Here is a 21,662-nt window from a genome sequence, read left to right on the forward strand (position 1 = left end):
CGGGGGGGGGGGGGGGGCCCCCGCGGGGGGGGGGGGGCGGCCCGGCGGCGGGGGGGGGGGTTTTGGGGGGGGGGGGGGGGGGGGCCGCCGGGCCCCCCCCCCCCCCGGGCCCCGTCAGACGAGCCGGTGGCCGCCGTCGACGTGCAGGACCGACCCGGTCATGAAGTGGTTGCGCTGGACCGCGGTGAACGCCTCGGCGAGGTCGTCCGGCGTGCCGACGCGGCCGGTCGGCAAGCGGGCGGCCATCGCGGCGAGCCGGTCGTGCTTGGCGGGGCCGGCCAGGACGTCCCAGACGGGGGTGTCGACCCACCCCGGCGAGACGGCGTTGACCCGGACCGGCGCGAGTTCCAGGGCCAGGGCGCGGACCAGCGCCTCCAGCGCGCCGTTGGCGGCGGCGAGCACCGACGCGCCCGTGCCCGGCCGGTGGGCGGCGACGCCGGAGGTGAAGGTGATCGAGCCGCCGGGCGCCACGTGCGGTCCGACGTGCTTGGCGACCAGCCAGGGGCCGAGCAGCTTGGTGGCCAGCACGCTGCGGGCGTGCTCCAAGGGGAAGTCGGCGAGGGGGAAGTAGGCGTCGCGCGCGTCCACCGCGGTGACGACGACGTGGTCGAGCGGGCCGGTGCTCTCGGCCAGCCGCCGCACGTCGTCCTCCCGGGTGATGTCCACCTGGCCGGTGCGCGGTCGTCCGTGCGGTGCGAGGGTCCGGGCGGCGTCGGCGAGCCGTTCGGCGGACCGGCCGGCGATCGTGACGGCGGCGCCCTGGTCCAGCAGGTGCCGGGCCAGCGCCAGGCCCATGCCGGAGGCGCCGCCGATGACGAGTACGTGTGTCATGGGAGCAGCGTCGCGGTGGGCGGGCGGTCGGCGGGAGACCGGCGCGGGCCTGGTCCCGGCGGGGCCACCCCCGGTGCCGGGCGGGGGTGCGAGACTCGGGGCGTGGGTGAGCTGGGCGAGTTCCTGCGCAGCAGGCGCGGTCGGGTGCGACCGGCGGACGTGGGCCTGCCGGCGGGGGTGGGGCGGCGGCAGACGCCGGGGCTGCGCCGGGAGGAGTTGGCGGCGCTGGCGGGCGTGAGCGTGGACTACTACACGCGGCTGGAACAGGGGCGTGACACCAACCCGGGCGCGGCGGTGCTGCACGCGTTGGCGTCGGCGCTGCGGCTCGGTGACGACGAGCGGGCGCACCTGCACGCGTTGGCGCGGCTCGCCTCGGGGCCGGCCCCGTCGGGCGCGGGTGCGCCCCGGCCGGGGCTGCTGCACCTGCTGGAGGCCGTGCGACCCACCGCGGCGTACGTGTTGGACCAGGTCAGCACCGTGCTGGCGGTGAACCCGGAGGGCGCCCGGCTGCTGCCGGGCGTGCGCGAGTGCGGCAACCTGGTCCGCTACGTGTTCACCGACGCCCGTGCGCGAGAGGTGTTCGTCGTGTGGGAGGACATGGCGCGCGACTGCGTGGCGCACCTGCGGACCGTCGCCGCCACCGATCCGCCCCGGGCCTTGGCCGCCCTGGTGGCGGAGCTGTCGGCGACGAGCGCCGAGTTCGCCGACCTGTGGCGCCACTACGACGTGAAGGTCAAGACGGGCTCGCGCCGCACGTTCCGCGACGGGACCGGCCGCACCTTCGACCTGACCTCGGAAATCCTGACCGCCCCCGACGGCCAACGCCTCGCCGTCTTCCGCCCCACCCCCTAAACCCCCGCGTGTCCTACGCCCAGAACGCGTGTGTCCTAGAGCGTTATTCAGAAGGTCACCAGCCTTGGCGGTAGTGCTCGAGGTTGGTGACGATGCGGATGACGGTGGGGAGTTCGGCCAGGCGTGCGCGGTAGCCGGTGGCGAGGATCTTCCAGGCCTTGAGGTGGGCGATGGCGTGTTCCACCGCCCACCTGATCCGGCTGACGCTGGTGTTCCAGATCTTGTCGGCGGGGGTGTGGTGTTTGTGGCCGGGGCGTTTGCGGCGGGGCCGGATGGTCGGGGTGCCCTGGTAGCCCAGGTCGGCGACGACCTCGTGGTCGGCGAGCAGGTCGGCCAGGCCGGTGAGGATGTAGGCGGTCTTGTCGTGGGTGCGGCCTTCGACCGGGTCGGACACGGCGAGCAGGCTGCCGTCCAGGGTGGCCATGACCTGCACGGTCACGCCGGCCCGTCGGTGTTTGGCGTTGAAGTTGGGCTTGCGGTGGGAGGCGTGGTCGCGGGTGGGGATCAGTGCTCCGTCGACCAGCACCACCCGCCCGGACAGTGCCTCGGGCAGGGGCGGGGTGTGCGGGCACAGCACCTGGCCGATCAGCGGTGCGATCCGCCGGAAGACGCGGGAGACGGTGGACTGGGAGACGCCGAACCACTCGGCGGCCACGGTCTGGGCGAGGTTCTGGCGTAACAGCACGAGTGTGAGCAGCACCGACCGGTACAGGCCCAGCACCGGCGGGCGTCCCGGCCGTCGGTCGGACGGTCCGAGGACCTGGTGGATCCGGCCCACCAGTTCCTGGATCTGGTCGTGGTCGAGCCCGGTCGTAGACTGGTAGGCAACAGCCCCGTCCTGTGGTTGGTCGAGCTTCTGTGAGAGGAAACCGACCCTACCCAGACGGGGCTGTTGCGCTGCCACCCCAAGATCAACCTTCTGAATAACGCTCCTACGCTCAGAACGCGTGTGTCGTACGTTCAGGATCCCTGAATTCAACGCTCAGGACGCGGACCCCCGTGCCGGCACGCGAAAACAGAAATCACGGCCTGCATCGTGCTACGGGTTGGAGCCGCGAAGGCCGCGCAACCGCGACCTCGTCACGCACGCCGTGGTCGGTGAACGCTGCCGCCGGGCCGTCCGCCGCCGAGCCGACCCGGCGAACCGGGCCCAGTGTGGTGGACGCTGAAGTCGTGGCCCAGGAGCCCGCCCGTCGTGTTCCGAGCGTTCAACTCGGGTGTTCCGAACGTAGGACACGGGTGACGCGGACGTAGGACACGCCGGTTGGCAAGGACCGGTGGTCGGGGGTGAAACCTCCGTTCTGCGGGTGTTGCGGAACGCGTTCGGGTGACAACCTCGCGCGATGGCGTCGCGGAGCACTTACTGAGGGGCGACGTCCGGCAGACCGAGGGAGCGCCGCATGCAACTCCGAACCAGAGCCCTGGGGCTCGCGCTGGCCATGGGCACCGCGGTGTCCGGCCTCGTGGGCACCGGTCCCGCCGCCGCGCAGGAAGCGCGGGCGGGAGCACAGCGCCCGATCCAGTGGACCACCTGCGCCGACGACGTCCTCGCCGAGATCCCGGCCGCCCAGCGCGACAAGGTGAGCTGCGCCAACCACCCCGTGCCGCTGGACCACCGCAAGCCCAACGGGCCGCAGATCACCATCGCGCTGATGAAGCGCCCGGCCGAGGACCAGGCCAACCGCATCGGCTCGCTCTTCATCAACCCCGGCGGCCCCGGCGGCGCGGGTTTGATCTACTCGGCCTACGGCAGCTCGTTCTTCCAGCCCGAGGTGATGAAGCGGTTCGACCTGATCGGGTTCGACCCGCGCGGCGTCGGCCGCAGCACGCCGCTGCGCTGCTTCAAGACCCTGGAGGAGGCCGAAGAGGTCTTCGGCCGCATGTCCGCCATCCCGGTCACGCGCACCGAGATCCGCGACACCACGGTCGCGACCAAGGACTACACCGACGCGTGCGCCCGCAACGCCGGCCCGTTGCTGGACCACATGTCCACCGAGGACGTGGCACGCGACCTCGACCTGCTCCGCGAGGGCGTCGGCGACCGGCAGCTCACCTTCGTCGGCTTCTCCTACGGCACGCTGCTCGGCGCGACCTACGCCAACATCTTCCCCTCGAAGTCCCGCGCCCTGGTGCTGGACGGCAACGTGGACCCGGCGCTGCGCACCTCCAACGGCACGGAGTACGACCGGCAGCGCGCGCAGGGCTTCGAGATCGCCCTGGACGCGTTCCTGAAGCGCTGCGACGCCGAGGGCGACAAGTGCGCCTACAGCGACGGCGACCCGCGGGCGAAGTTCGACGAGGTGCGCGACCACCTGCGCACCCGGCCGCTCACGCTGCCCACCGGCGAGGCCGTCACCTACGCCGACTACATCGGCCGGGTCACCGGTGACCTGTACGCGCCGACCCGCTTCAAGGCGCTGGCCGCCTGGCTCCAGAGCGTGTACGCCGTCCTGCACCCCGAGGCGGCGACGTTCTCCGCCCAGGCCCAGGCCGACCTGCTCCCGCCGCTCGCGAACAAGCACGGCCTGGCCGACATCCGGGCCGGGCGCGTCGGCGACACCGAGTACCTGTACGACGACTCGTACTACGGCGTGAACTGCACGGACAAGCCGTTCCTCCGCGCGCCGCAGCTGTTCCCGCTCGTGGCGGCGCAGTGGGAGCGGGAGTCGCCCACGTTCGGCCGCCAGCAGGCCGCGTCCGACCTGCTGACGTGCGCGACGTGGCCGGTGCCCCGCCCCGACCGCTGGGACGGGCCGTGGAACCGGCGCACGCCCAACCCCGTCGTCGTGGTGGGCAACTACTACGACCCGGCCACGCGGTACGACTTCGCCAAGCGCATGGCCCGCCAGCTCGGCAACGCGCGGCTGATCAGCGTGGACGCGTTCGGGCACTGCATCCTCGGCGACAGCGCGGGCGCGGACACCGCGGTCACCGACTACCTGGTCGACCTCAAGGCCCCGGCGAACGGCCAGGTCTTCCAGCCCAACGTCCAGCCGTTCTGACGGCTCCGGGTGCGGTCGTCGTCGCGAGGGCGACGGCCGCACCCGCCAGGACCACCAGCTCCACCGGCGGCTGCCACGTGCCCAGCAGGAGCGGGTGCGCCGCCGCGTCGAGGTAGGCGGCGGCCGCGTAGGCCGCGGCGGTGAGGAACACGACCGGGCTCCTGCTCCGCCACGCCCACACCACCAGCCCCGCGGCCACGGCGAAAGCGGCGGCCGACTCGTCGTGGTCCACGTGGGAGACGGCGAACGCCGTGGCGTTCATCTCGATGCCGACCAACGTCGTGTAGGCGCCGTCCGGCAGCCCCTCCAGCCGGGGATCGACCCACGTCGGCGCGGTCAGCGCGGTCAGCACCGGCCACACCGCCAGACCGACGCCGACCAGCAGCAACGGGTACCACGCGCCGGGACGCCGCGCGTTCAGGTCGTAGGCCGCCGCCACCACGGCCGCGACGAGCAGCGCGAGCGCGCTGTAGTGCCACAACGACCCCAGCAAGCCGACGATCGCCAACACGTGCCACGGTCGCACGCGGTCCAGCCGCGCGTACGCGAACACCGCACCGGCGATCAGCACCAACTCCGGGCTCGACGCGACGTCGGGCGGCAACCACATCGGCGCCGGCTCGTCCGCCGTGACCGGCGCGTAGGCGAACCAGCCGAAGTCCTCGACCGGCGCCTCCCGCAGGTACTGGACGGCGGTCAGGTACGCCACGGCCGTGACCGCGACCACCGCGCTGCGCGCCCGCCACGCCCAGAACCCCAGCCCGAGCGCGGTCGCCACGCCGACCAGGTACCGCACCAGGTCGACCACGCTCGACCCCACCGTGACGAACAGGTCGTCCACGACCCACTCGGCCGCACCCAGGCCGAGCCCGAGCGCGAACACGGTCGAGCCCGTCACCAGCAACGGGAACCAGTCGCCCGGCTTCTCCGCGTGCACCTGCCGCGCCTTGAGCAGCAGGCCGGCGACCACCAGCGAGATCGACGTCCCGACCGGAGGACCGTGCACCGCCAACGGCAGCACCAGCCCGGCCAACACCGGCAACACCCACACGACGGCCCCCACGAGCACGCAACCCTATCGACCCTGCCGAGTGGCCGAACCGCGCGTGCGCCCACCCTCCCGCAACGAGGGCAGGCGCGCGGTCCGCCAGGCCGACGCGGGGGGTGAGGGGCGTCCCGGGTGTGGACGCCCCTCACCCGCGGCCGCTACTTCGGCGGCGGCGGGACCAGGCAGCTCACCGGAGCCGACCGGTTGCCCGAGGCGTCCACACCGTAAACCAGGGCGTCGCCCTTGAGCGTGATCCGCCAGTCGATGTCACCGACACCGGGCTTCTGGTTCGGCGTCGCGCCCGGCGCCTGCACCAGCTTGATCTTCGTGCCGCTCGGGAATCCGCCGAAGACGGCGGGGCTCGCCGAGTCGGAGACGAAGACCTGCGGGTTCGGGTCGACCGCGTCGGTCGCGGTCAGGACGAAGAACCCGTCCTCGTTGCCGGCCGGCGGCACGGTGCCGCCGCCCGGGTTGTTGGTCGGCGCGCAGGTGACGACCGGGGGAGTCGTGTCCACCCAGTCCTTCAGCACGTCGTCGCACACCCGGTGGCCGGCGGCGTGGGTGAAGCAGCCGCGGATCGAGTCCTGGCCGAGGCCCGCGAGCCCCTGGGTCGCCGGGTAGGTGAAGTCGACCGTGCCCGCGGCGGACGTGTCGCCGTTGCCCGCGCCGCCCGCGTTCGGGCCGCTGAGGACCGTGAAGTCGACCGGGGTGTCCGCGACCGGGTCGCCGAAGTCGTCGGTGACGGTCGCGGTCACGGTGTGCGTCTGGCCGGGCGTGCCCAGCTCGTTCACCGCGTGCTCGGGCTCCACGTCGATGAACGCGGCGCAGCCGCGCACGTTCACCGTCGGGTTGCCGAACGTCACGACGTGGCCCTCGGCGTCGGTGTAGGCGACCGACGGGTTGACCGCCAGCGCGCCGCCGCCGGCGGCCGGGAGGTGCGTCGCGGTGAACGTCAGCGTCACCGTCTCGGTGGCCAGTTCGGCGATGGTCCAGGTGAGCTGGTTGCCGTTCTGGGCGACCGAGCCCTTGGACACCGCCGCGCCGCTGACCGAGAACTGCGGGGCCACCGTGTCGATCACGGTCACGCCGGTCGCCGCGGGCACCACGATGGCCGCGCCGATCGCCTCGAACACCTCGTGCAGCTGCGCGGGCGTCGGGGCCTGGTAGTAGTGCGTGGCGTCGGGATCGGTGGTCCAGTCCCGGATCTCGTTGGCGTCGACGGCGCCGAGGCCGATGCCGAAGATCTCGGTGCCCGCGTTGCGGGCCGCCAGGGCGTCGTCGCTCGCGTCACCGCCGACGGTGGTGACGCCGTCCGTCATGATGATCATCTTCTTGGCGTTGCCGGGCAGCGAGCCCGCCAGTTGCGCCTGGCCGGTGGAGATGGCGGCGGAGTGGTTGGTGTTGCCGCCCGCGACCAGCGCGTCGATGGCCGCCTTGACCGCGTTCGCGTCGGCCGTGAGCCCGGTGTCGACGGAGGCGTTGTCGGAGAAGCTGACCACGCCGATGCGGCTGCCGTTGGCGACCACGCCGTTCAGCGAGCCGTCGGTGGCCTCGTCGATGATGTCCACGAACGACTTGGCGGCGGCCTTCAGGTCGCCGATGGCCCCCTGCATGCTGCCGGAGCGGTCGAGGACCAGTTCGATGTCCACCGGTGCGCCCGCGATGCCCGTCTGGGCGTCGAGCGTCACGGTGACCGGGACGGAACCGCCGCACGCGATGTCGGTGGCTCCCAGGGCCTTGGTCCCGGTGACGGTGCCGCCGGCGGCGGTCGCCCCGGTGGTGGTCGCGAGTGGCGCCGCGAGCGCGGCGATCAGGATCGCGGTCACGCCGCAGGCCCGTCTTCGAGTGTTCTGCTGCATTCGGTGTCGCACCTCCTCGTGCGCGCCGAGTAGACGTGAAATCCCCTCTGGAATCACGTTCGCGCATTCCGTTGATGCCGGTTGAGTCAATCCCCGAACAGGTGCGGACCAGGCAGGATCGCACCGAATGACAACGCCCTGCGTCTCGGATGGCGTCGGCATGACGAGGTTAGGCGCGAATTCCGGGGTGGAGCAATTTGTTCACCCGGATGGCCTAGGGGGAATGGGCGGTCGTTTTTGATCTGGGGATCGTTACGGGTAAAAGTGCAATTGTGATGCGTTCTCGCGGTGATCGAAAAGGGCCGCCCACCCGCAGGGGTGGACGGCCCTTCCGCGTCGGGCGTGGCGCCTAGCCGCGCACCATCTTGCGCAGCACGTACTGCATGATGCCGCCGTTGCGGTAGTAGTCGGCCTCGCCGGGCGTGTCGATGCGGACCACCGCGTCGAACTCCACCTTCGAGCCGTCCGCCTTCGTCGCCACCACGTGCACCGTGCGCGGCGTCTCGCCGTCGTTCAGCGCGGTGATGCCGGTGAAGTCGAAGGTCTCCGTGCCGTCCAGGCCCAGGGAGGCCGCCGACCCGCCCTCGGGGAACTGCAGCGGCAGGACGCCCATGCCGATCAGGTTCGACCGGTGGATGCGCTCGAACGACTCGGCGATCACGGCGCGCACGCCGAGCAGCGAGGTGCCCTTCGCGGCCCAGTCGCGCGACGAGCCCGAGCCGTACTCCTTGCCCGCCAGCACGACCAGCGGCACGCCCGCCTCGGCGTAGGCGACCGACGCGTCGTAGATCGTGGTCTGCGGCGCGCCCTCCTCCAGGAAGTTGCGGGTGAACCCGCCCTGCACGCCCTGCCCGTTGTTCTCATCGGCGAGCAGCAGGTTGCGCAGCCGGATGTTGGCGAACGTGCCCCGGATCATCACCTCGTGGTTGCCGCGACGGGAACCGTAGGAGTTGAAGTCCTTGCGCTCGACGCCGTGCTCGGTCAGGTACTTGCCCGCGGGCGAGTCCGCCTTGATCGCGCCGGCCGGGGAGATGTGGTCGGTGGTGACCGAGTCGCCGAGCAGCGCCAGCACGCGCGCCCCGCTGATCTCCGTCACCGGGGCCGGCTCCATCTGCATGCCCTCGAAGTACGGGGGCTTGCGCACGTAGGTGGACTGGTCGTCCCACTCGAACGTCTTGCCGGTCGGCGTGGGCAGCGACCGCCAGCGCTCGTCGCCCGCGAACACGTCGGCGTAGCCCTTGGTGAAGCCCTCCGGCGAGATCGCCGAGGCGACGACGTCGGAGATCTCCTGCGGCGACGGCCAGATGTCGGCCAGGTACACCGGCTCGCCGTTCTGGTCCACGCCCAGCGGCTCGGTGGTGATGTCCTTGTCCATCGAACCGGCCAGCGCGTACGCCACCACCAGCGGCGGGGACGCGAGGTAGTTCATCTTGATGTCCGGGTTGATCCGGCCCTCGAAGTTGCGGTTGCCCGACAGCACCGACACCGCGGCCAGGTCGCCCTGGTTGATGCCCGCCGAGATCTCGTCCTGCAGCGGGCCCGAGTTGCCGATGCACGTGGTGCAGCCGTAGCCGACCAGGTGGAAGCCCAGCTTCTCCAGGTACGGCAGCAGCCCGGCGCGCTCGTAGTAGTCCATGACGACCTTGGAGCCCGGCGCGAGGGTCGTCTTGACCCACGGCTTGCGCTCCAGGCCCTTCTCCACGGCCTTCTTCGCCAGCAGCGCCGCGCCGAGCATGACCGACGGGTTCGACGTGTTGGTGCACGACGTGATCGCGGCGATCGCCACCGCGCCGTGGTCCAGCTCGAACTCCGCGCCGTCCACGGTCACCTTGACCGGGTTGGACGGTCGGCCCTCCGCGCCCTCGGCCGCGGACTGGAACACGCGCGGCTTGCCGCCCGCGTCGCCGTCCGACACCGCGATCGGGTCGCTGGCCGGGAACGACTCCTCCGACGCCTCGTCCACCGGCGAGTTGGCCACGCCGTCGTCGTGCGCGACGTAGGCGCCGAGCGCCTGGCGGAACGCCTCCTTGGCGTTGGTCAGCTCGATGCGGTCCTGCGGGCGCTTCGGGCCGGCGATCGACGGCACGACCGTCGACAGGTCCAGCTCCAGCGTCTCGGAGTACACCGGCTCCGCGGCCGGGTCGTGCCACAGGCCCTGCTCCTTGGCGTACGCCTCGACCAGGGCGAGCTGCTCGGCCGTGCGGCCGGTGAGCTTGAGGTAGTCGATGGTCTCGGCGTCGATCGGGAAGATCGCGCAGGTGGAGCCGAACTCGGGGCTCATGTTGCCGATGGTGGCGCGGTTGGCCAGCGGCACCGCGCCGACGCCCGAGCCGTAGAACTCGACGAACTTGCCGACCACGCCGTGCCGGCGCAGCATCTCGGTGATCGTGAGCACCAGGTCGGTCGCGGTCGCGCCGGCGGGCAGCTCGCCGTGCAGCTTGAAGCCGACCACGCGCGGGATCAGCATCGACACCGGCTGGCCGAGCATGGCGGCCTCGGCCTCGATGCCGCCGACGCCCCAACCGAGCACGCCGATGCCGTTGACCATGGTGGTGTGGCTGTCGGTGCCGACCAGCGTGTCCGGGTACGCCTGGCCGTTGCGGACCATCACCACGCGGGCCAGGTGCTCGATGTTGACCTGGTGCACGATGCCGGTGCCCGGCGGGACGACCTTGAACTCGTCGAACGCGGTCTGGCCCCAGCGCAGGAACTGGTAGCGCTCCTTGTTGCGCTCGTACTCCAGGTCCACGTTCAGCTCGAACGCGTCCGGCCGGCCGAAGATGTCGGCGATCACCGAGTGGTCGATGACCAGCTCGGCCGGCGCCAGCGGGTTGACCTTCGTCGGGTCGCCGCCGAGCTGGGTCACCGCCTCGCGCATGGTGGCCAGGTCGACCACGCACGGCACGCCGGTGAAGTCCTGCATCACCACGCGGGCGGGCGTGAACTGGATCTCGGTGTCCGGCTCGGCCGACGGATCCCAGCTGCCCAGCGCGCGCACGTGGTCGGCGGTGATGTTCGCGCCGTCCTCGGTCCGCAGCAGGTTCTCCAGCAGGATCTTCAAGCTGTACGGCAGGCGCTCGGCCCCCTCGACCGCGCTCAGCCGGAACACCTCGTACGAGGCGTCGCCGACGGTGAGCGTGCCGCGGGCGCCGAAGCTGTCTTTGCTCGTGCCTCCAGTGCCGGCAGGCACGGAACTCCCTGGTCCTGTCACGTGAAACTCCATCTGGTGACGCGCAAAGTCGGTTGGGAACTACTGCCGAGTCTTCCGCACCCGCGGGTGCGGCGCCCTCTCACCCCAAACAGTACGCGTGTCCTGTATTCCGCTTCAACCCGGTCCTACCTTGGTCGGGGCATCATCACACCCGTGGTGCGTCTTGATCGAATCGGCAAGCGCTACGGCCGCGGCCCGTGGGTGCTGCGCGACGTCACGCTCGCCGTGGAGCCCGGCGAGGTGGTCGTGCTGCGCGGCGGGAACGGCGCGGGCAAGTCCACCCTCCTGCGCGTGGCCGCGGGCGTGACCGCGCCGACGACCGGGCGGGTGAGCCGCGGCGCGTCGGTCGGGTACGCCCCCGAGCGGTTCCCCACCGGCGTGAAGCTGTCCGCCCGCGAGTACCTGCGCCGCCTCGCCGCCGTGCGCGGCGTGCCGCTGCGCTGGGACCTGGTGGAGGCGCTGGGGTTCGTCGGCGACCCGGACGCGCCGATGGCCACCCTGTCCAAGGGCAACACGCAGAAGGTCGCGCTGGTCCAGGCGTTGCACGCGACCGACCTGCTGGTGCTGGACGAGCCGTGGTCCGGGCTGGACGCCGCCGCGGGCGCGGTGCTGGGCGAGCTGGTGACGTCGTCGGGGGCGGCCGTCGTGCTGACCGACCACCACGGGCACGACCTGCCCGGCGCGCGGGAGGTGCCGCTGGGCGCGGTGGCCGCGGGCGGCGGCGTGGTGATCGAGCTGGACCGGGTGGGGGAGGCGTTCGCGCTGATCCGCGCGTTGGAAGGGGTGTTCGCGGCGCACGAGGTCGGCGGCGGGGCCCGGGTCGAGGTGCGGGCCGGGTTCAGCGACGGCGTGCTGGCCGAGGCGCTGCGCCTGGGCTGCTCGGTGCGGAGCGTGCGGTCGTGACGGCGCTCGTGCGGTACCTGCTGGTGGACGTGCTGCGCACGCAGCGCTGGCTGCCGCCGGTGCTGGTGCTCGCGGCCGTGCTGGGGATGCTCTACGCCTCCGACGCCGGCCCGCCGCTGCCCGCGTACGCCGGGACGTGCGTGCTCGTCTACCCCGTGTCGGTGTGGCTGACGGTCGTCATCACGACCGCCGAGGACCCCGTGCGGCGGACGGTCACCGTCGTCTCCGCGGGCGGCTGGGCCCGCGCGCAGGCGGCCGTGACGGCGCTGTCCGTGCTGGCGGCGCTGGGCGTGGCGCTGGTCGCCGCCCTGGTGCCGGTCCTGACCCAGTCGCGGCCCTACCCGGCGGGCACGGTGGCGCAGGGGTTCGCCGCGCTGGCGGTGTGCGCGCTGGTCGGCGTGGGCGTGGGGGTGCTGTGCGGCCGTCCGGTGATCACCCAGGCGGGGTGGTCCGTGCTCGCCGCGACGGGCCTGGTCGTGCTGGTGTTCCTGTTCGGCCGCACCCCGCCGGTGGGCAACGTGCTGTGGGCGCTGTCGCACGACGACGGCGTCACCTCGGCGCTGGCGGTCTCCGGCGTGGTCGCGGCGCTGTTCGTGGTCGGCGCGACCTGGCTCGGCGTCGCGCTGGGCCCGCGCCGGGGCTAGCGGCGGGACCGGGCGTCACCACTGCCGGCGCACCGCCGCCTTGACGCCCGTCACCAGGGTGGACGGCGGCACGTCGTCGGCCACGACCGCGCCCGCCGCGATCACGGCGTCACGGCCGATGGTGACGCCGGGCAGGATGGTGGCGCCGGCCCCGATCCACACGTTCTCCGCCACGTCGATCGGCCCGCCGCTCAGCCACTCCCGCCGCTCCCCGGGGTCCACCGGGTGGCCGACCGTGATGAACGTGGCCCTCGGCCCGACCATCACGCGCGGGCCGAGCCGGATGCCCGCGTAGTCCAGGAACGTGCAGTTCTGGTTGACGAACACCCGTTCCGCGAGGTCCAGGCGCAGGCCGTGGTCGGTGTAGAAGGGCGGGTGGATCGTGACCCGGTCCGGCAGCGGCCGGCCGAGGATCTGCTCGAACAGCGCCGCCTTGCCCGCCTCGTCCTCGAACGGCAGGACGTTGAGGCGGGAGGTCAGCTCGGTGGCCCGCAGCACCCGCTCGGACATGGCGCGGAACTCGGCGCTGTGGATCCGCACGAGGCGGTCGTCGGGCATGGTGCGGTCACTCCCGGGTCAGGGGCGGGCGTCCGCCCGGCGGAACGAGAGCAGGGGCCCCGACCGGGGACCCCTGCGTCGCGCGTCCGACCTACTTGATCGCCTTGATCAGCTCGTCGATGTCCTTCGGCTCCAACCCGCGCATCAGCGTCAGGAACAGCTCGCTGTAGGTGCGGAACGGGCTGACGTACCACTTGCCGTCCACCTCGGTGGCGACCACGCCGACGCCGTCCTTGAGCACCTGCGCGCCGACCCGCGCGATCACGTCGACCGCGGCGGACGGGATGTTCCGGCCGCCCTGCTGCTCCACGAGCTGCGCGATCTCGTCCGCGCACAGCCGCTGCGACTGGCCCTGCACCGTCGCGCTGTAGCAGTCGCCGTCCCGGCTGATCTCCACCTGCTCGCCCTCGGCCTCCACGACCAGCTTGCGGATGGTGAGCTGCGTGCCGCCCTTGACGTCCTTGGCGTCGGTCTCCAGCTCGACCAGCTTCGCGCCGGTGGCGGGGGTGCGGCCGACCTGGTCCAGGATCACCGGGCCGACGTCCTGCAGCACGCCCATCTCGTCCGGCGGCAGCAGCGCGATGACGCCCTCGACGTCACCCGCGAGCGCCTTCTCCACGAGCTGCTTGGCGGCGTCGTTCGGCGAACCCGCGCCGGCCGGCGCGATGCCCTGCGCGGGCCACTTCAGGTCCTCCTGCTCCAGCGCGGCGTTCGCGATGGTGTAGAAGAGGCTCGGGTACCACTCGTCGCCGACCTTGATGGTGGCGATGCCGATCGGCTTGCCGCCGCGGTCGGCCTTCTCCTTGGCGAAGTCCAGCGTCTCGGTCTCGGTGCCGGCCTGCTGCAGCTCCGCGCCGAGCGCGTCGACCAGCTTGTCGGTCAACGGGATCTGCTTGACGTCCGAGGTGATCGTGATCTTGCCCTCGACCACCTTGTTGATCGTCAGGTGGTCGTTGACCTTCTCCGCGGCGGCGTCGTCGAACTTGATGCCCTCGCTCTTGATCTGGACGCCGGTGAGCTTGTTCGGGTCCGCGTCCTTCTTCAGGATCTCCAGCCGCTTGGCCTCGTCGACCGTGGCCTCGGTGTAGTCCTTGCTGAGCTTGGCCTCGGCGGGCGCCAGGCCGTTCATGATGCCCAGGACGTCACCGCTGCCCAGCGCGCTGAGCAGGTTGTTCGCCGCGGTGGACGGGCTCTCCGCGCCCGCGGCCACGTCGTCGGAGCTGCGCAGCGCCCACACCGTGGCGACGGTGCCGGCGGCGAGCGCGAGGACGGCGACGACCGCCGTGATCACCAGGCCGGTGCGCTTCTTCTTCGGCGGCTCACCGCCCGCGAAGCCGTACGGCGGCTGGCCGTAGGGCGGCTGCTGGCCGAAGCCCGGCTGCTGACCGGGGTGCTGGGGCTGCGCGAAGCCCTGCGGGCCGGTCTGCGGGTAGCCGCCCTGCGGGAACCCCTGCTGCGGCTGGGGACCGGTCTGCGGGTAGCCGCCCGGCTGCTGCGGGTAGCCGCCCTGCGGCTGGCCGTACGGGTTGTTCTGCGGTGGCCATTCGCCTCCGCCGCCACCTGGGTAGGTCACGGTGCTCCTCCTGGAGTGCTGATCGCTGTGCGGGATGTCGCGGTGAGCACGGTGATCGCCCCGGCGATCCCCAGCACAGCACCACCGAGGGTCACCACCGGTCCGGTCAGGCTGATCCCGACCAATGCCCCCTCGTCGCCCCCTTGGACGGCGGCAAGTGCCGCCACCGTTCCCGCAATCGTGCCAAACACCAGTGCGACCCATGCCGCGAATCGGTGAAAACGCACCGCCCAAAGCACCACACAGCACACCGCCAACGGGGTGAGCGCGACCCACGCGCCGCGCAGCACCTCGCCCTGCGCACCGTCCAACCCGGCGAAACCACGCAGCGCGAGCACTTCGTAACTGGTCCGCGTGACCGTCCCGGAACGCAGCCAGGGCAGGAAGAAACCCACCACCGCCGTGACCAAACCGATAACTCCGAGCACCACGCCGACCCGGCGCCTGGTGGTCGGACCCGCCGACGCTCGTCTCATGGTCGGCTCCTCCGAGGTGTCCTGCGCACGCCGACATGCTCGCAGGCGTGTGGGACGGTGGTGGCATGAACGCACGCGACGTGATGGCCCTCTCGCGGCGGATCACCGTGCTGACCGGCGCGGGGGTGTCGCTGGAGTCCGGGGTGGTGCGGTTCCGGTTCGACGCGTCGTCGTTCCTGACCTCCGCGCGCGTGCGGCGGGACGTGTGGCGGTCCTGGCTGGACGATCCGTTGTGGACGGCCGAGCCGAACGCCGCCCACCGCGCGGTGGCCGCGCTGCAACGCGCCGGCCGGGTGCGGTCGGTGCTCACCCAGAACGTCGACGGGCTGCACCAGCGGGCCGGGTCGTCGTCGGTGGTGGAGCTGCACGGGTCGATGGCCCGGGTGGTGTGCGTCTCGTGCGGCGCGACCGGCGCGACGGGGGACGCCCTGGCCCGGGTGCGCGCCGGCGAGGCGCCGCCGGGCTGCCCGGTGTGCGGCGGCGTGCTGCGGCCGGCCGCGGTCGCGTTCGGCGAACCGCTGCACCCGGACGTGCTGCGCGCGGCGCGGACGGCGGCGCTCGACTGCGACGCGATGCTCGTGGTCGGGACGTCGCTGACGGTGGAGCCGGCCGCGGGCCTGGTGCCGCTGGCCGCGCGGGCGGGCGCGGCGGTGGTGATCTGCAACCTGGACCCGACGCCGCACGACTCGCTGGCGGCCGCCGTGGTGCGCGCGCCGGCCGCCGCGGCGCTGCCGGAGCTGGCCGCCGTGCCCGTGGTGGCGACCGGCCCGATCCGCACGTGGGGCGACCCGAGCACCTGGTGACCACCCGTTCGTGCCGATCGACCACCCACCCGGGCACCCGGTGCGGTGGCATCGTGACCGCATGGGAGATCAACAGTCGCCGATCAACCTCCACGACGCGGTGGTGGTCCCCGGGCTGGCGGACGAGTTGACCGTGCGGTGGCGGGCCGACCAGTTCACCGCCGCCGAGGAGGGCCACGGCTGGCGGTTCCGGCCGCGGGGCGAGCACGTGGTGACGCTCTCCGGCCGGGACTTCCGGCTCGACAACCTCCACTTCCATCGGCCGAGCGAGCACTGGGTGCGCGGCCGGGCGCGGGGCGCCGAGCTGCACGCCGTCCACCTGGGCGCGGACGACGCGCTGCGGGCGTGCGTGCTCGCGGTGTTCGTGGACCTGGGCGAGCCGGGCCCGTCCGAGGCGAAACCGCCGAGCGGCATCGACCTGCCGAAGCTCTTCCCGGGCGGCGGCTTCCACCGCTACGAGGGCTCGCTGACCACCGGCGGGTTCGACGAGATCGTCAGCTGGGTGGTCATGCACGACCCGGTGCAGGTGGAGGACCCGGCGCTGCGCGCCTTCGTCCGCTCCCACGCCGACCGGCCGCGGCCCGTGCAACCGGTCAACCGCCGGTTCCTGCTGACCACCGGCTGACGATCGGCCGACGTGGCGCTGGTCGCGGCGCGCACGCGTGCATAAGGTCACCACGTATGCGCGTACCCCTGACTGTCGCCGATTTCCTCGACCGGGCGGAGCAGGTCTTCGCCGACACGACGGCCGCCGTGGACGAGCCCGACCAGCCCGCCGCGCCCGTGCCGACCACCACCTACGGCGGGTTCGCCGCCCGCGTCCGGGCCTGGCAGGCCGGGTTCGACGCGCTCGGCCTGGGCGAGGGCGAGCGGGTGGCCGTGGTCAGCCAGAACTCGGCCCGCCTGCTCGAACTGCTGCACGCCGTGCCCGCGACCGGGCGCATCGCGGTGCCGGTCAACTTCCGGCTGCGGCCCGACGAGGTGTCCTACATCGTCGAGCACAGCGGCGCGTCCGCGCTGCTCGTGGACCCGGAGCTGGAGCTGGACGCCGTCACCGCGCCGCACCGCTTCGTGCTCGGCGAGCAGACCGAGACCGAGCTGATGCGCTTCGGCGTCGAACCGCGCCCGTGGCGCGAGCCGGACGAGGACGCCACCGCCACGATCAACTACACCTCCGGCACGACCGCCCGGCCCAAGGGCGTCCGGATGACCCACCGCAACATCTGGCTCAACGCCGTCACGTTCGCCCTGCACGCCCGCGTCTGGGAGCGCGACGTCTACCTGCACGTGCTGCCGATGTTCCACTGCAACGGCTGGGGCATGCCCTACGGGCTGGCCGGGCTCGGCGTGCCGCAGGTCGTGCTGCGCAAGGTGGACGGGACCGAGATCCTCCGGCGCGTCCGCGACCACGGCGTCACGCTGATGTGCGGCGCGCCCGCCGTCTGGAACGCCGTGCTCGACGCCGCCCGGGAGTGGGACGGCGAGATCCCCGGCCGCGACCGGGTCCGCATCGTCTGCGCCGGCGCGCCGCCGCCCAGCCGCACCATCGCCCGCGTCGGCGAGGAGCTGGGCTGGGAGTTCCTCCAGCTCTACGGCCTGACCGAGACCTCGCCGCTGCTGACCTTCAACCGCACCCGGCCGGCCGACGACGCGCTGCCCGCGGAGGAGCGGGCGCGGAAGCTGTCGCGGGCCGGCGCGCCGGGGCTCGGCGTGCGGCTCAAGGTGTCGGGGACCGGCGAGGTGCTGGCGCGCGGCAACGTGGTCATGGCGGGCTACTGGGAGAACCCCGAGGCCACCGCCGAGGCGTTGGCGGACGGCTGGTTCCATACCGGCGACGGCGGCGAGCTGGACGACGAGGGCCACCTGACGATCTCGGACCGCAAGAAGGACGTGATCATCACCGGCGGCGAGAACGTGTCGTCCATCGAGGTGGAGGACGCCCTGTTCGCCCACCCCGCGGTCGCCGAGGCGGCGGTCATCGGCGTGCCGGACGAGAAGTGGGGCGAGACGATCAAGGCGCTGGTGGTGCGGGCGGAGGGCGCGGAGGTGACGGAGGCCGAGCTGATCGCGCACTGCAAGGCCCGGCTCGCCGGCTACAAGGCGCCGACGTCGGTCGAGTTCCGCGACGCGATCCCGCGCACCGCCACCGGCAAGGTGCAGAAGTTCAAGCTGCGCGAGCCGTACTGGGCGGGCCTCGACCGCAAGGTCAACTGAGCGTGATCAGGTCACCCGGCTGAGGGAGGCTCGCTGCGCCTGCTGTTACCCGTGTGGCTGATGTTCATGCTGGGCCGGTTGGAATCGATGTGGCGGGAGTGGCAGAGTCGGCCCCGTGTCACGCCGTTCGGCGTAACGCCGATCGGCCGAGTGCGCGGGGAGGCGGAAATCGTGACCCGATGGGTGATCCCGGTCGTGATCGCGTTGACCACCGCGGTGGGCCTGGCCGGCACGGCCCACGCGGCCCCGCCACCCCCGCCCAACCCCAGCGACGCCGACCTCGCCGCCGGCCGGCAGGAGGCCGACGCCAAGGCCGCCCGCGTCGGCGAGCTGACCGGCCGGCTCACCGAGGCCGAGTCCCGGCTCCAGGAGCTGACCGACGACGTCGCGTACCGGATGGAGCTGGCCAACAAGGCCCGGGTCGACCTGGAGGCGGCCCAGGGGGAGGCCGACCGGGCCCGCCGGGACGCCGAGGCGGCCCGGGGCGCCGCCGACGCCGCCGGCCGGGCCGTCGAGGACGCCCGCGCGGACCTGGACGAGTTCGCCGCCGCGAGCTTCCAGCAGGGCAGCGTCATCGGGTCGGTCTCGGCGTACTTCGGCGCGTCCAGCCCCGAGGACCTGCTGGCGCGCGCGCAGCTGTTGGAGGCGGTCGGCGACGCCGGCCTGGACGCGTTGGCCGACGTCGAGCGACGCCGGTCCGAGCAGGCGAACGCCGACTCGGCCGCCCGTGCCGCGCTCGACCTGGCCGACCGCAAGCGCGCCGCCGCCGACCAGGCCAAGCGGGACGCCGACGCGGCGCAGGCGGACGCCGTGCGGGCGCAGGAGGGCCAGGCCGCCGCGGCCCGCGCCATCCAGGACGACAAGACCCGGGTCGAGGGCGAGCTGGACCAGGCGTTGCACGCGGTGGAGAGCCTGGAGGGGCAGCGGGCCCGGTACGACCGGTGGCTGGAGGACAAGAGGCGCGAGGAGGAGGAAGCCGCCCGGCAGGCCGCCCTCGCCGCGGCGGCCCCGAAACCGCAGGTCCCGCGCCCGCAGCCGGTCGTCGCGCCGGGCGGCAGCGCGGCCGTGGAGACGGTCGTCGCGCGTGCCCTGGCGCAGCTCGGCGTGCGGTACTCGTGGGGCGGCGGCAACTACAACGGCCCGACCGTCGGCATCCGCGACGGCGGCGTCGGCGACGCGCACGGCGACTACTACAACGTCGGCTTCGACTGCTCGGGGCTGATGATGTACGCGTTCGCGGGGGTCGGCGTCTACCTGCCGCACTACAGCGGCTACCAGTACAACGCGGGCCGCAAGGTGCCGCTGACCCAGGCGCGGCGCGGCGACATGCTGTTCTGGGGACCGGGCGGCGGCACGCACGTCGCGCTCTACCTCGGCGGCGGGATGATGGTCGAGGCCCCGTTCTCCGGGTCGCACGTCCGGGTCGCCCCGGTGCGGTACGGCGGGATCATGCCGTACGCCACGCGCCTGCTCTAGCGGTGCTCGCCCGCCGGTTCCAGGCGCAGCGACCGGACCTCCTCGCGCAACGCCCGGATCTCGGCCAGCAGCGCGTCGTCGGGCGTGGCGGGGCGCGCCGGCACGTCGGACTCCATCGCGTTGCACACGACCGCGATGAACAGGTTCAGCATGGTGAACGTGCCGACGAGCAGGTAGGCCACGAAGAACACCCAGGCCAGCGGCTGGGTCGCCATCAGGTCGCGCATGACGTCCGACCAGCCGTCGCCGGTGGTGATCTGGAACAGCGTGAGGACGGTCGGGCCGAGGCCGTCGAACCGGGGGTCGCCGCCGGCGCGGAACAGGTTCACCGCGACCACGCTGGCGACGTACAGCATCAGCACGAGCAGGCCGGACAGCGAGAGCAGGCCGGGGATCGACTTCACCAGCGCGGTCACCACGCGGCGCATGCTCGGCACCATCGCGACCAGCCGCAGCGCGCGCAGCACGCGCAGGGCGCGGATCACCGACAGCGGCCCGGCGGCCGGCAGCAGGGCGACCGCGACCACGGCGAGGTCGAAGCAGCTCCACGGGTCGCGGAAGAACCGGAGGCGGTGCGCGTGCAGGCGGGCGGCCAGCTCGACCACGAAGAACGCCATCGCGGCCCGGTCGAGCACCGTGAAGAGGCCGCCGGCCGAGGACACCAGGGCCGGTGACGTCTCGCACCCGAGGGTGATCGCGTTGACCACGACCACCGCGACGACCAACCGCTGGAAGCGCCTGCCGTCCACGACGTCGCGGACGCGGTCGCGCAAAGCCATGCCGAACTCCTCCTGCACGCGTCTGGGGCGGTGCCCGATCGAGCACCGCCCCATCGGCGTGCCGGCCGTACGGCTTGACCGGATTCACTTCATCGAGTGAAACCGCGAGAGTCGTCCCCTCGCGCCGCGAGAGTCCTACGTCCAGGACCCGTGAATTCAACGCTCAGGTCACCGACCGCTCGTCGTGAGCGTTGAACTCGGGGTGCGTGAACGTTGGACTCTCGCGGCGCGGGTGTAGGACTCTCGCGGGTGGGTCAGCGGTCCATCAGGGCGAACACGCCCCAGCCCAGGTACTCGCGCTGGTAGCGCGCGTACCGGACCGGGTCGGCGGCGAGTTCGGCGCGCAGGGTGGGCGCCAGCTCGTCGTCCGGGTTCTCCGCCAGCCACCGCTTGGTGTTGAGCCACTGCGCGGCGACGTAGCGGTCCCAGCTGTCCTGGTCGGCCAGCACCATCTCCACCACGTCGCAGCCCAGCTCGCCGAACTGGGCCAGCAGCCCCGGCAGCGACAGGTAGTCGTCGCGGCTGGTGGCGTGGCTGCCCTCGACGGCGGCCTGGTCGGGCGGGTCGAGCCGCCAGTACGGGTGCCCGACCAGCAGCAGGCCGCCGGGGCGCACGCTGCGCCGCAGCAGCTCCACCGTGCCCGGCACGCCGCCGCCGATCCACGTCGCCCCGACGCACGCGGCGATGTCGACCGGCTCGTCCGCGACGTGGCCGGACGCGTCGCCGTGCACGAACTCGACCCGGTCGGCCACGCCCAGCTCGACCGCGCGCGCCCTCGCCGAGGCCAGGAACGCGGTGCTGAGGTCGACGCCGGCGCCGGTCAGCCCGTGGTCACGGGCCCACGTGCACAGCATCTCGCCCGACCCGCAGGCCAGGTCGAGCACGCGCCAGCCGGGCCGGGGCCGCAGCGCCCGGCCGAGGACGGCGAGCTTGACGTCGTCGATCGGGTTGTGGATGCGGTGGGTGCTTTCGCGGATGGTGAAACTACGGGGTATGTCCACTTCCGGTGGTCCTCACGTCCAGGGGAATGGTCGGCGTGAACGGCCGCTCGGCGGCCGGGACCCGGACGGGCATGCGAAGCACCTCATTCGTGGACATCGGGTACGGACGGCGGTGAGGCTAGGCCCGGCCGCCACCGCCGGTCCACCGCTTTTCCCGCCCCGGACGTCCACAGTGGACAAGGGGTGGATATGAACCCTATTCGGAGCGATCTCGGAATGCGGCCCGGAAATTGCGGAAAAATGTTCCTGATCACTCGAATGCACGGCCCCCGCTTCGGTAGCGTCGAAGGTCACAGGGAGGAAGTCAAGTCCAGGGGGGACCATGACGGCCGGCCGATTGATTCTCGACGACGGGGAACTGTCCTACCTCGGGCAGGGCGAGGGGCCGCCGGTCGTGCTGCTGCACGGCGGCGCGCTCGGCGGCGTCACCTG

18 protein-coding genes are annotated in these 21,662 nt (G+C 72.7%); 8 read left to right on the forward strand and 10 right to left on the reverse strand.

What is annotated here, in order from left to right; translation table 11 throughout:
- Nucleotides 1-114: 114 nt before the first annotated feature.
- Nucleotides 115-831 carry an SDR family oxidoreductase gene (locus ACFXGA_RS22805; RefSeq protein WP_378090846.1) on the reverse strand — a complete coding sequence of 239 codons (717 nt, stop codon included), beginning with the start codon at nucleotides 829-831 and terminating at the stop codon, nucleotides 115-117.
- A gap of 102 nt (nucleotides 832-933) precedes the next feature.
- Between ACFXGA_RS22805 and ACFXGA_RS22810 the strand changes: the two genes are divergently transcribed.
- The gene (locus ACFXGA_RS22810) at nucleotides 934-1,683 is read left to right on the forward strand and encodes a helix-turn-helix transcriptional regulator (protein WP_378090847.1); all 750 of its coding nucleotides are present in this window, start codon (nucleotides 934-936) and stop codon (nucleotides 1,681-1,683) included.
- Between the two features lie 55 nt (nucleotides 1,684-1,738).
- On the opposite strand, the gene ACFXGA_RS22815 is transcribed toward ACFXGA_RS22810, so the two are convergent.
- On the reverse strand, nucleotides 1,739-2,587 hold the full coding sequence (locus ACFXGA_RS22815) for a transposase family protein (protein WP_378090848.1): 849 nt from the start codon (nucleotides 2,585-2,587) through the stop codon (nucleotides 1,739-1,741).
- Between the two features lie 496 nt (nucleotides 2,588-3,083).
- On the opposite strand from ACFXGA_RS22815, the gene ACFXGA_RS22820 reads away from it, so the two are divergent.
- Nucleotides 3,084-4,685, forward strand: a complete 1,602-nt coding sequence (locus ACFXGA_RS22820) for an alpha/beta hydrolase (RefSeq protein WP_378090850.1) — start codon at nucleotides 3,084-3,086, stop codon at nucleotides 4,683-4,685.
- On the opposite strand, the gene ACFXGA_RS22825 is transcribed toward ACFXGA_RS22820, so the two are convergent.
- From ACFXGA_RS22825 to acnA, 3 genes are all read right to left on the reverse strand, one after another.
- Nucleotides 4,633-5,748, reverse strand: coding sequence for a hypothetical protein (locus tag ACFXGA_RS22825; protein ID WP_378090851.1), 1,116 nt, complete (start codon nucleotides 5,746-5,748; stop codon nucleotides 4,633-4,635). The two genes, ACFXGA_RS22820 and ACFXGA_RS22825, sit on opposite strands and share 53 nt — an antisense overlap.
- A 143-nt stretch (nucleotides 5,749-5,891) precedes the next feature.
- The gene (locus ACFXGA_RS22830; RefSeq protein WP_378090852.1) at nucleotides 5,892-7,592 is read right to left on the reverse strand and encodes a VWA domain-containing protein; all 1,701 of its coding nucleotides are present in this window, start codon (nucleotides 7,590-7,592) and stop codon (nucleotides 5,892-5,894) included.
- 349 nt (nucleotides 7,593-7,941) lie between these two features.
- On the reverse strand, nucleotides 7,942-10,782 hold the full coding sequence (gene acnA / locus ACFXGA_RS22835; RefSeq protein WP_378090853.1) for an aconitate hydratase AcnA: 2,841 nt from the start codon (nucleotides 10,780-10,782) through the stop codon (nucleotides 7,942-7,944).
- A gap of 177 nt (nucleotides 10,783-10,959) precedes the next feature.
- Between acnA and ACFXGA_RS22840 the strand changes: the two genes are divergently transcribed.
- On the forward strand, nucleotides 10,960-11,706 hold the full coding sequence (locus ACFXGA_RS22840) for an ATP-binding cassette domain-containing protein (protein ID WP_378090855.1): 747 nt from the start codon (nucleotides 10,960-10,962) through the stop codon (nucleotides 11,704-11,706).
- A complete protein-coding gene (locus ACFXGA_RS22845; RefSeq protein ID WP_378090856.1) occupies nucleotides 11,703-12,350 on the forward strand; it encodes a hypothetical protein in 648 nt (215 codons plus the stop codon). Before ACFXGA_RS22840 ends, ACFXGA_RS22845 begins: the two co-directional genes overlap by 4 nt.
- Nucleotides 12,351-12,365: 15 nt before the next feature.
- Here ACFXGA_RS22845 and ACFXGA_RS22850 read toward each other — a convergent pair whose 3' ends face one another.
- From ACFXGA_RS22850 to ACFXGA_RS22860, 3 genes are all read right to left on the reverse strand, one after another.
- Nucleotides 12,366-12,908: a DapH/DapD/GlmU-related protein gene (locus ACFXGA_RS22850; protein ID WP_378090858.1), complete on the reverse strand. Its 543-nt coding sequence runs from the start codon at nucleotides 12,906-12,908 to the stop codon at nucleotides 12,366-12,368.
- Nucleotides 12,909-12,999: 91 nt separating this feature from the next.
- Entirely contained in the window at nucleotides 13,000-14,481 is a 1,482-nt protein-coding gene (locus ACFXGA_RS22855; protein WP_378090859.1) for a flagellar basal body protein FliL, read from the reverse strand.
- Entirely contained in the window at nucleotides 14,478-14,957 is a 480-nt protein-coding gene (locus ACFXGA_RS22860) for a hypothetical protein (protein ID WP_378090860.1), read from the reverse strand. Before ACFXGA_RS22860 ends, ACFXGA_RS22855 begins: the two co-directional genes overlap by 4 nt.
- 65 nt (nucleotides 14,958-15,022) lie before the next feature.
- Here ACFXGA_RS22860 and ACFXGA_RS22865 point away from each other — a divergent pair, with 65 nt between their 5' ends.
- From ACFXGA_RS22865 to ACFXGA_RS22880, 4 genes are all read left to right on the forward strand, one after another.
- The gene (locus ACFXGA_RS22865; RefSeq protein ID WP_378090861.1) at nucleotides 15,023-15,760 is read left to right on the forward strand and encodes an NAD-dependent deacetylase; all 738 of its coding nucleotides are present in this window, start codon (nucleotides 15,023-15,025) and stop codon (nucleotides 15,758-15,760) included.
- A gap of 40 nt (nucleotides 15,761-15,800) precedes the next feature.
- A complete protein-coding gene (locus tag ACFXGA_RS22870; protein WP_378090867.1) occupies nucleotides 15,801-16,385 on the forward strand; it encodes a carbonic anhydrase family protein in 585 nt (194 codons plus the stop codon).
- A 56-nt stretch (nucleotides 16,386-16,441) separates the two neighbouring features.
- Nucleotides 16,442-17,974 carry an AMP-binding protein gene (locus ACFXGA_RS22875; protein ID WP_378090863.1) on the forward strand — a complete coding sequence of 511 codons (1,533 nt, stop codon included), beginning with the start codon at nucleotides 16,442-16,444 and terminating at the stop codon, nucleotides 17,972-17,974.
- A 171-nt stretch (nucleotides 17,975-18,145) separates the two neighbouring features.
- A complete protein-coding gene (locus ACFXGA_RS22880; RefSeq protein ID WP_378090864.1) occupies nucleotides 18,146-19,450 on the forward strand; it encodes an NlpC/P60 family protein in 1,305 nt (434 codons plus the stop codon).
- On the opposite strand, the gene ACFXGA_RS22885 is transcribed toward ACFXGA_RS22880, so the two are convergent.
- Together ACFXGA_RS22885 and ACFXGA_RS22890 are read right to left on the reverse strand one after the other, a co-directional pair.
- Complete coding sequence (locus ACFXGA_RS22885; protein ID WP_378090865.1) at nucleotides 19,447-20,229, reverse strand: ion transporter; 783 nt, start codon at nucleotides 20,227-20,229, stop codon at nucleotides 19,447-19,449. The two genes, ACFXGA_RS22880 and ACFXGA_RS22885, sit on opposite strands and share 4 nt — an antisense overlap.
- Nucleotides 20,230-20,483: 254 nt before the next feature.
- Nucleotides 20,484-21,230, reverse strand: a complete 747-nt coding sequence (locus tag ACFXGA_RS22890) for an SAM-dependent methyltransferase (protein WP_378090866.1) — start codon at nucleotides 21,228-21,230, stop codon at nucleotides 20,484-20,486.
- Nucleotides 21,231-21,662 lie beyond the last annotated feature (432 nt).

The organism is Actinosynnema sp. NPDC059335 (genome assembly GCF_042752395.1).
In the GTDB taxonomy this organism is placed as follows: Bacteria; Actinomycetota; Actinomycetes; order Mycobacteriales; family Pseudonocardiaceae; genus Actinosynnema.

Bases quoted from the DNA above. Each gene is read 5' to 3' on its own strand.
- ACFXGA_RS22830 (WP_378090852.1), bottom strand. From the start codon at position 7,592: ATGCAGCAGAACACTCGAAGACGGGCCTGCGGCGTGACCGCGATCCTG.
- ACFXGA_RS22850 (WP_378090858.1), bottom strand. From the start codon at position 12,908: ATGCCCGACGACCGCCTCGTGCGGATCCACAGCGCCGAGTTCCGCGCC.
- ACFXGA_RS22875 (WP_378090863.1), top strand. From the start codon at position 16,442: ATGCGCGTACCCCTGACTGTCGCCGATTTCCTCGACCGGGCGGAGCAG.
- ACFXGA_RS22885 (WP_378090865.1), bottom strand. From the start codon at position 20,229: ATGGCTTTGCGCGACCGCGTCCGCGACGTCGTGGACGGCAGGCGCTTC.
- ACFXGA_RS22860 (WP_378090860.1), bottom strand. From the start codon at position 14,957: ATGAGACGAGCGTCGGCGGGTCCGACCACCAGGCGCCGGGTCGGCGTG.
- ACFXGA_RS22865 (WP_378090861.1), top strand. From the start codon at position 15,023: ATGAACGCACGCGACGTGATGGCCCTCTCGCGGCGGATCACCGTGCTG.
- ACFXGA_RS22805 (WP_378090846.1), bottom strand. From the start codon at position 831: ATGACACACGTACTCGTCATCGGCGGCGCCTCCGGCATGGGCCTGGCG.
- ACFXGA_RS22820 (WP_378090850.1), top strand. From the start codon at position 3,084: ATGCAACTCCGAACCAGAGCCCTGGGGCTCGCGCTGGCCATGGGCACC.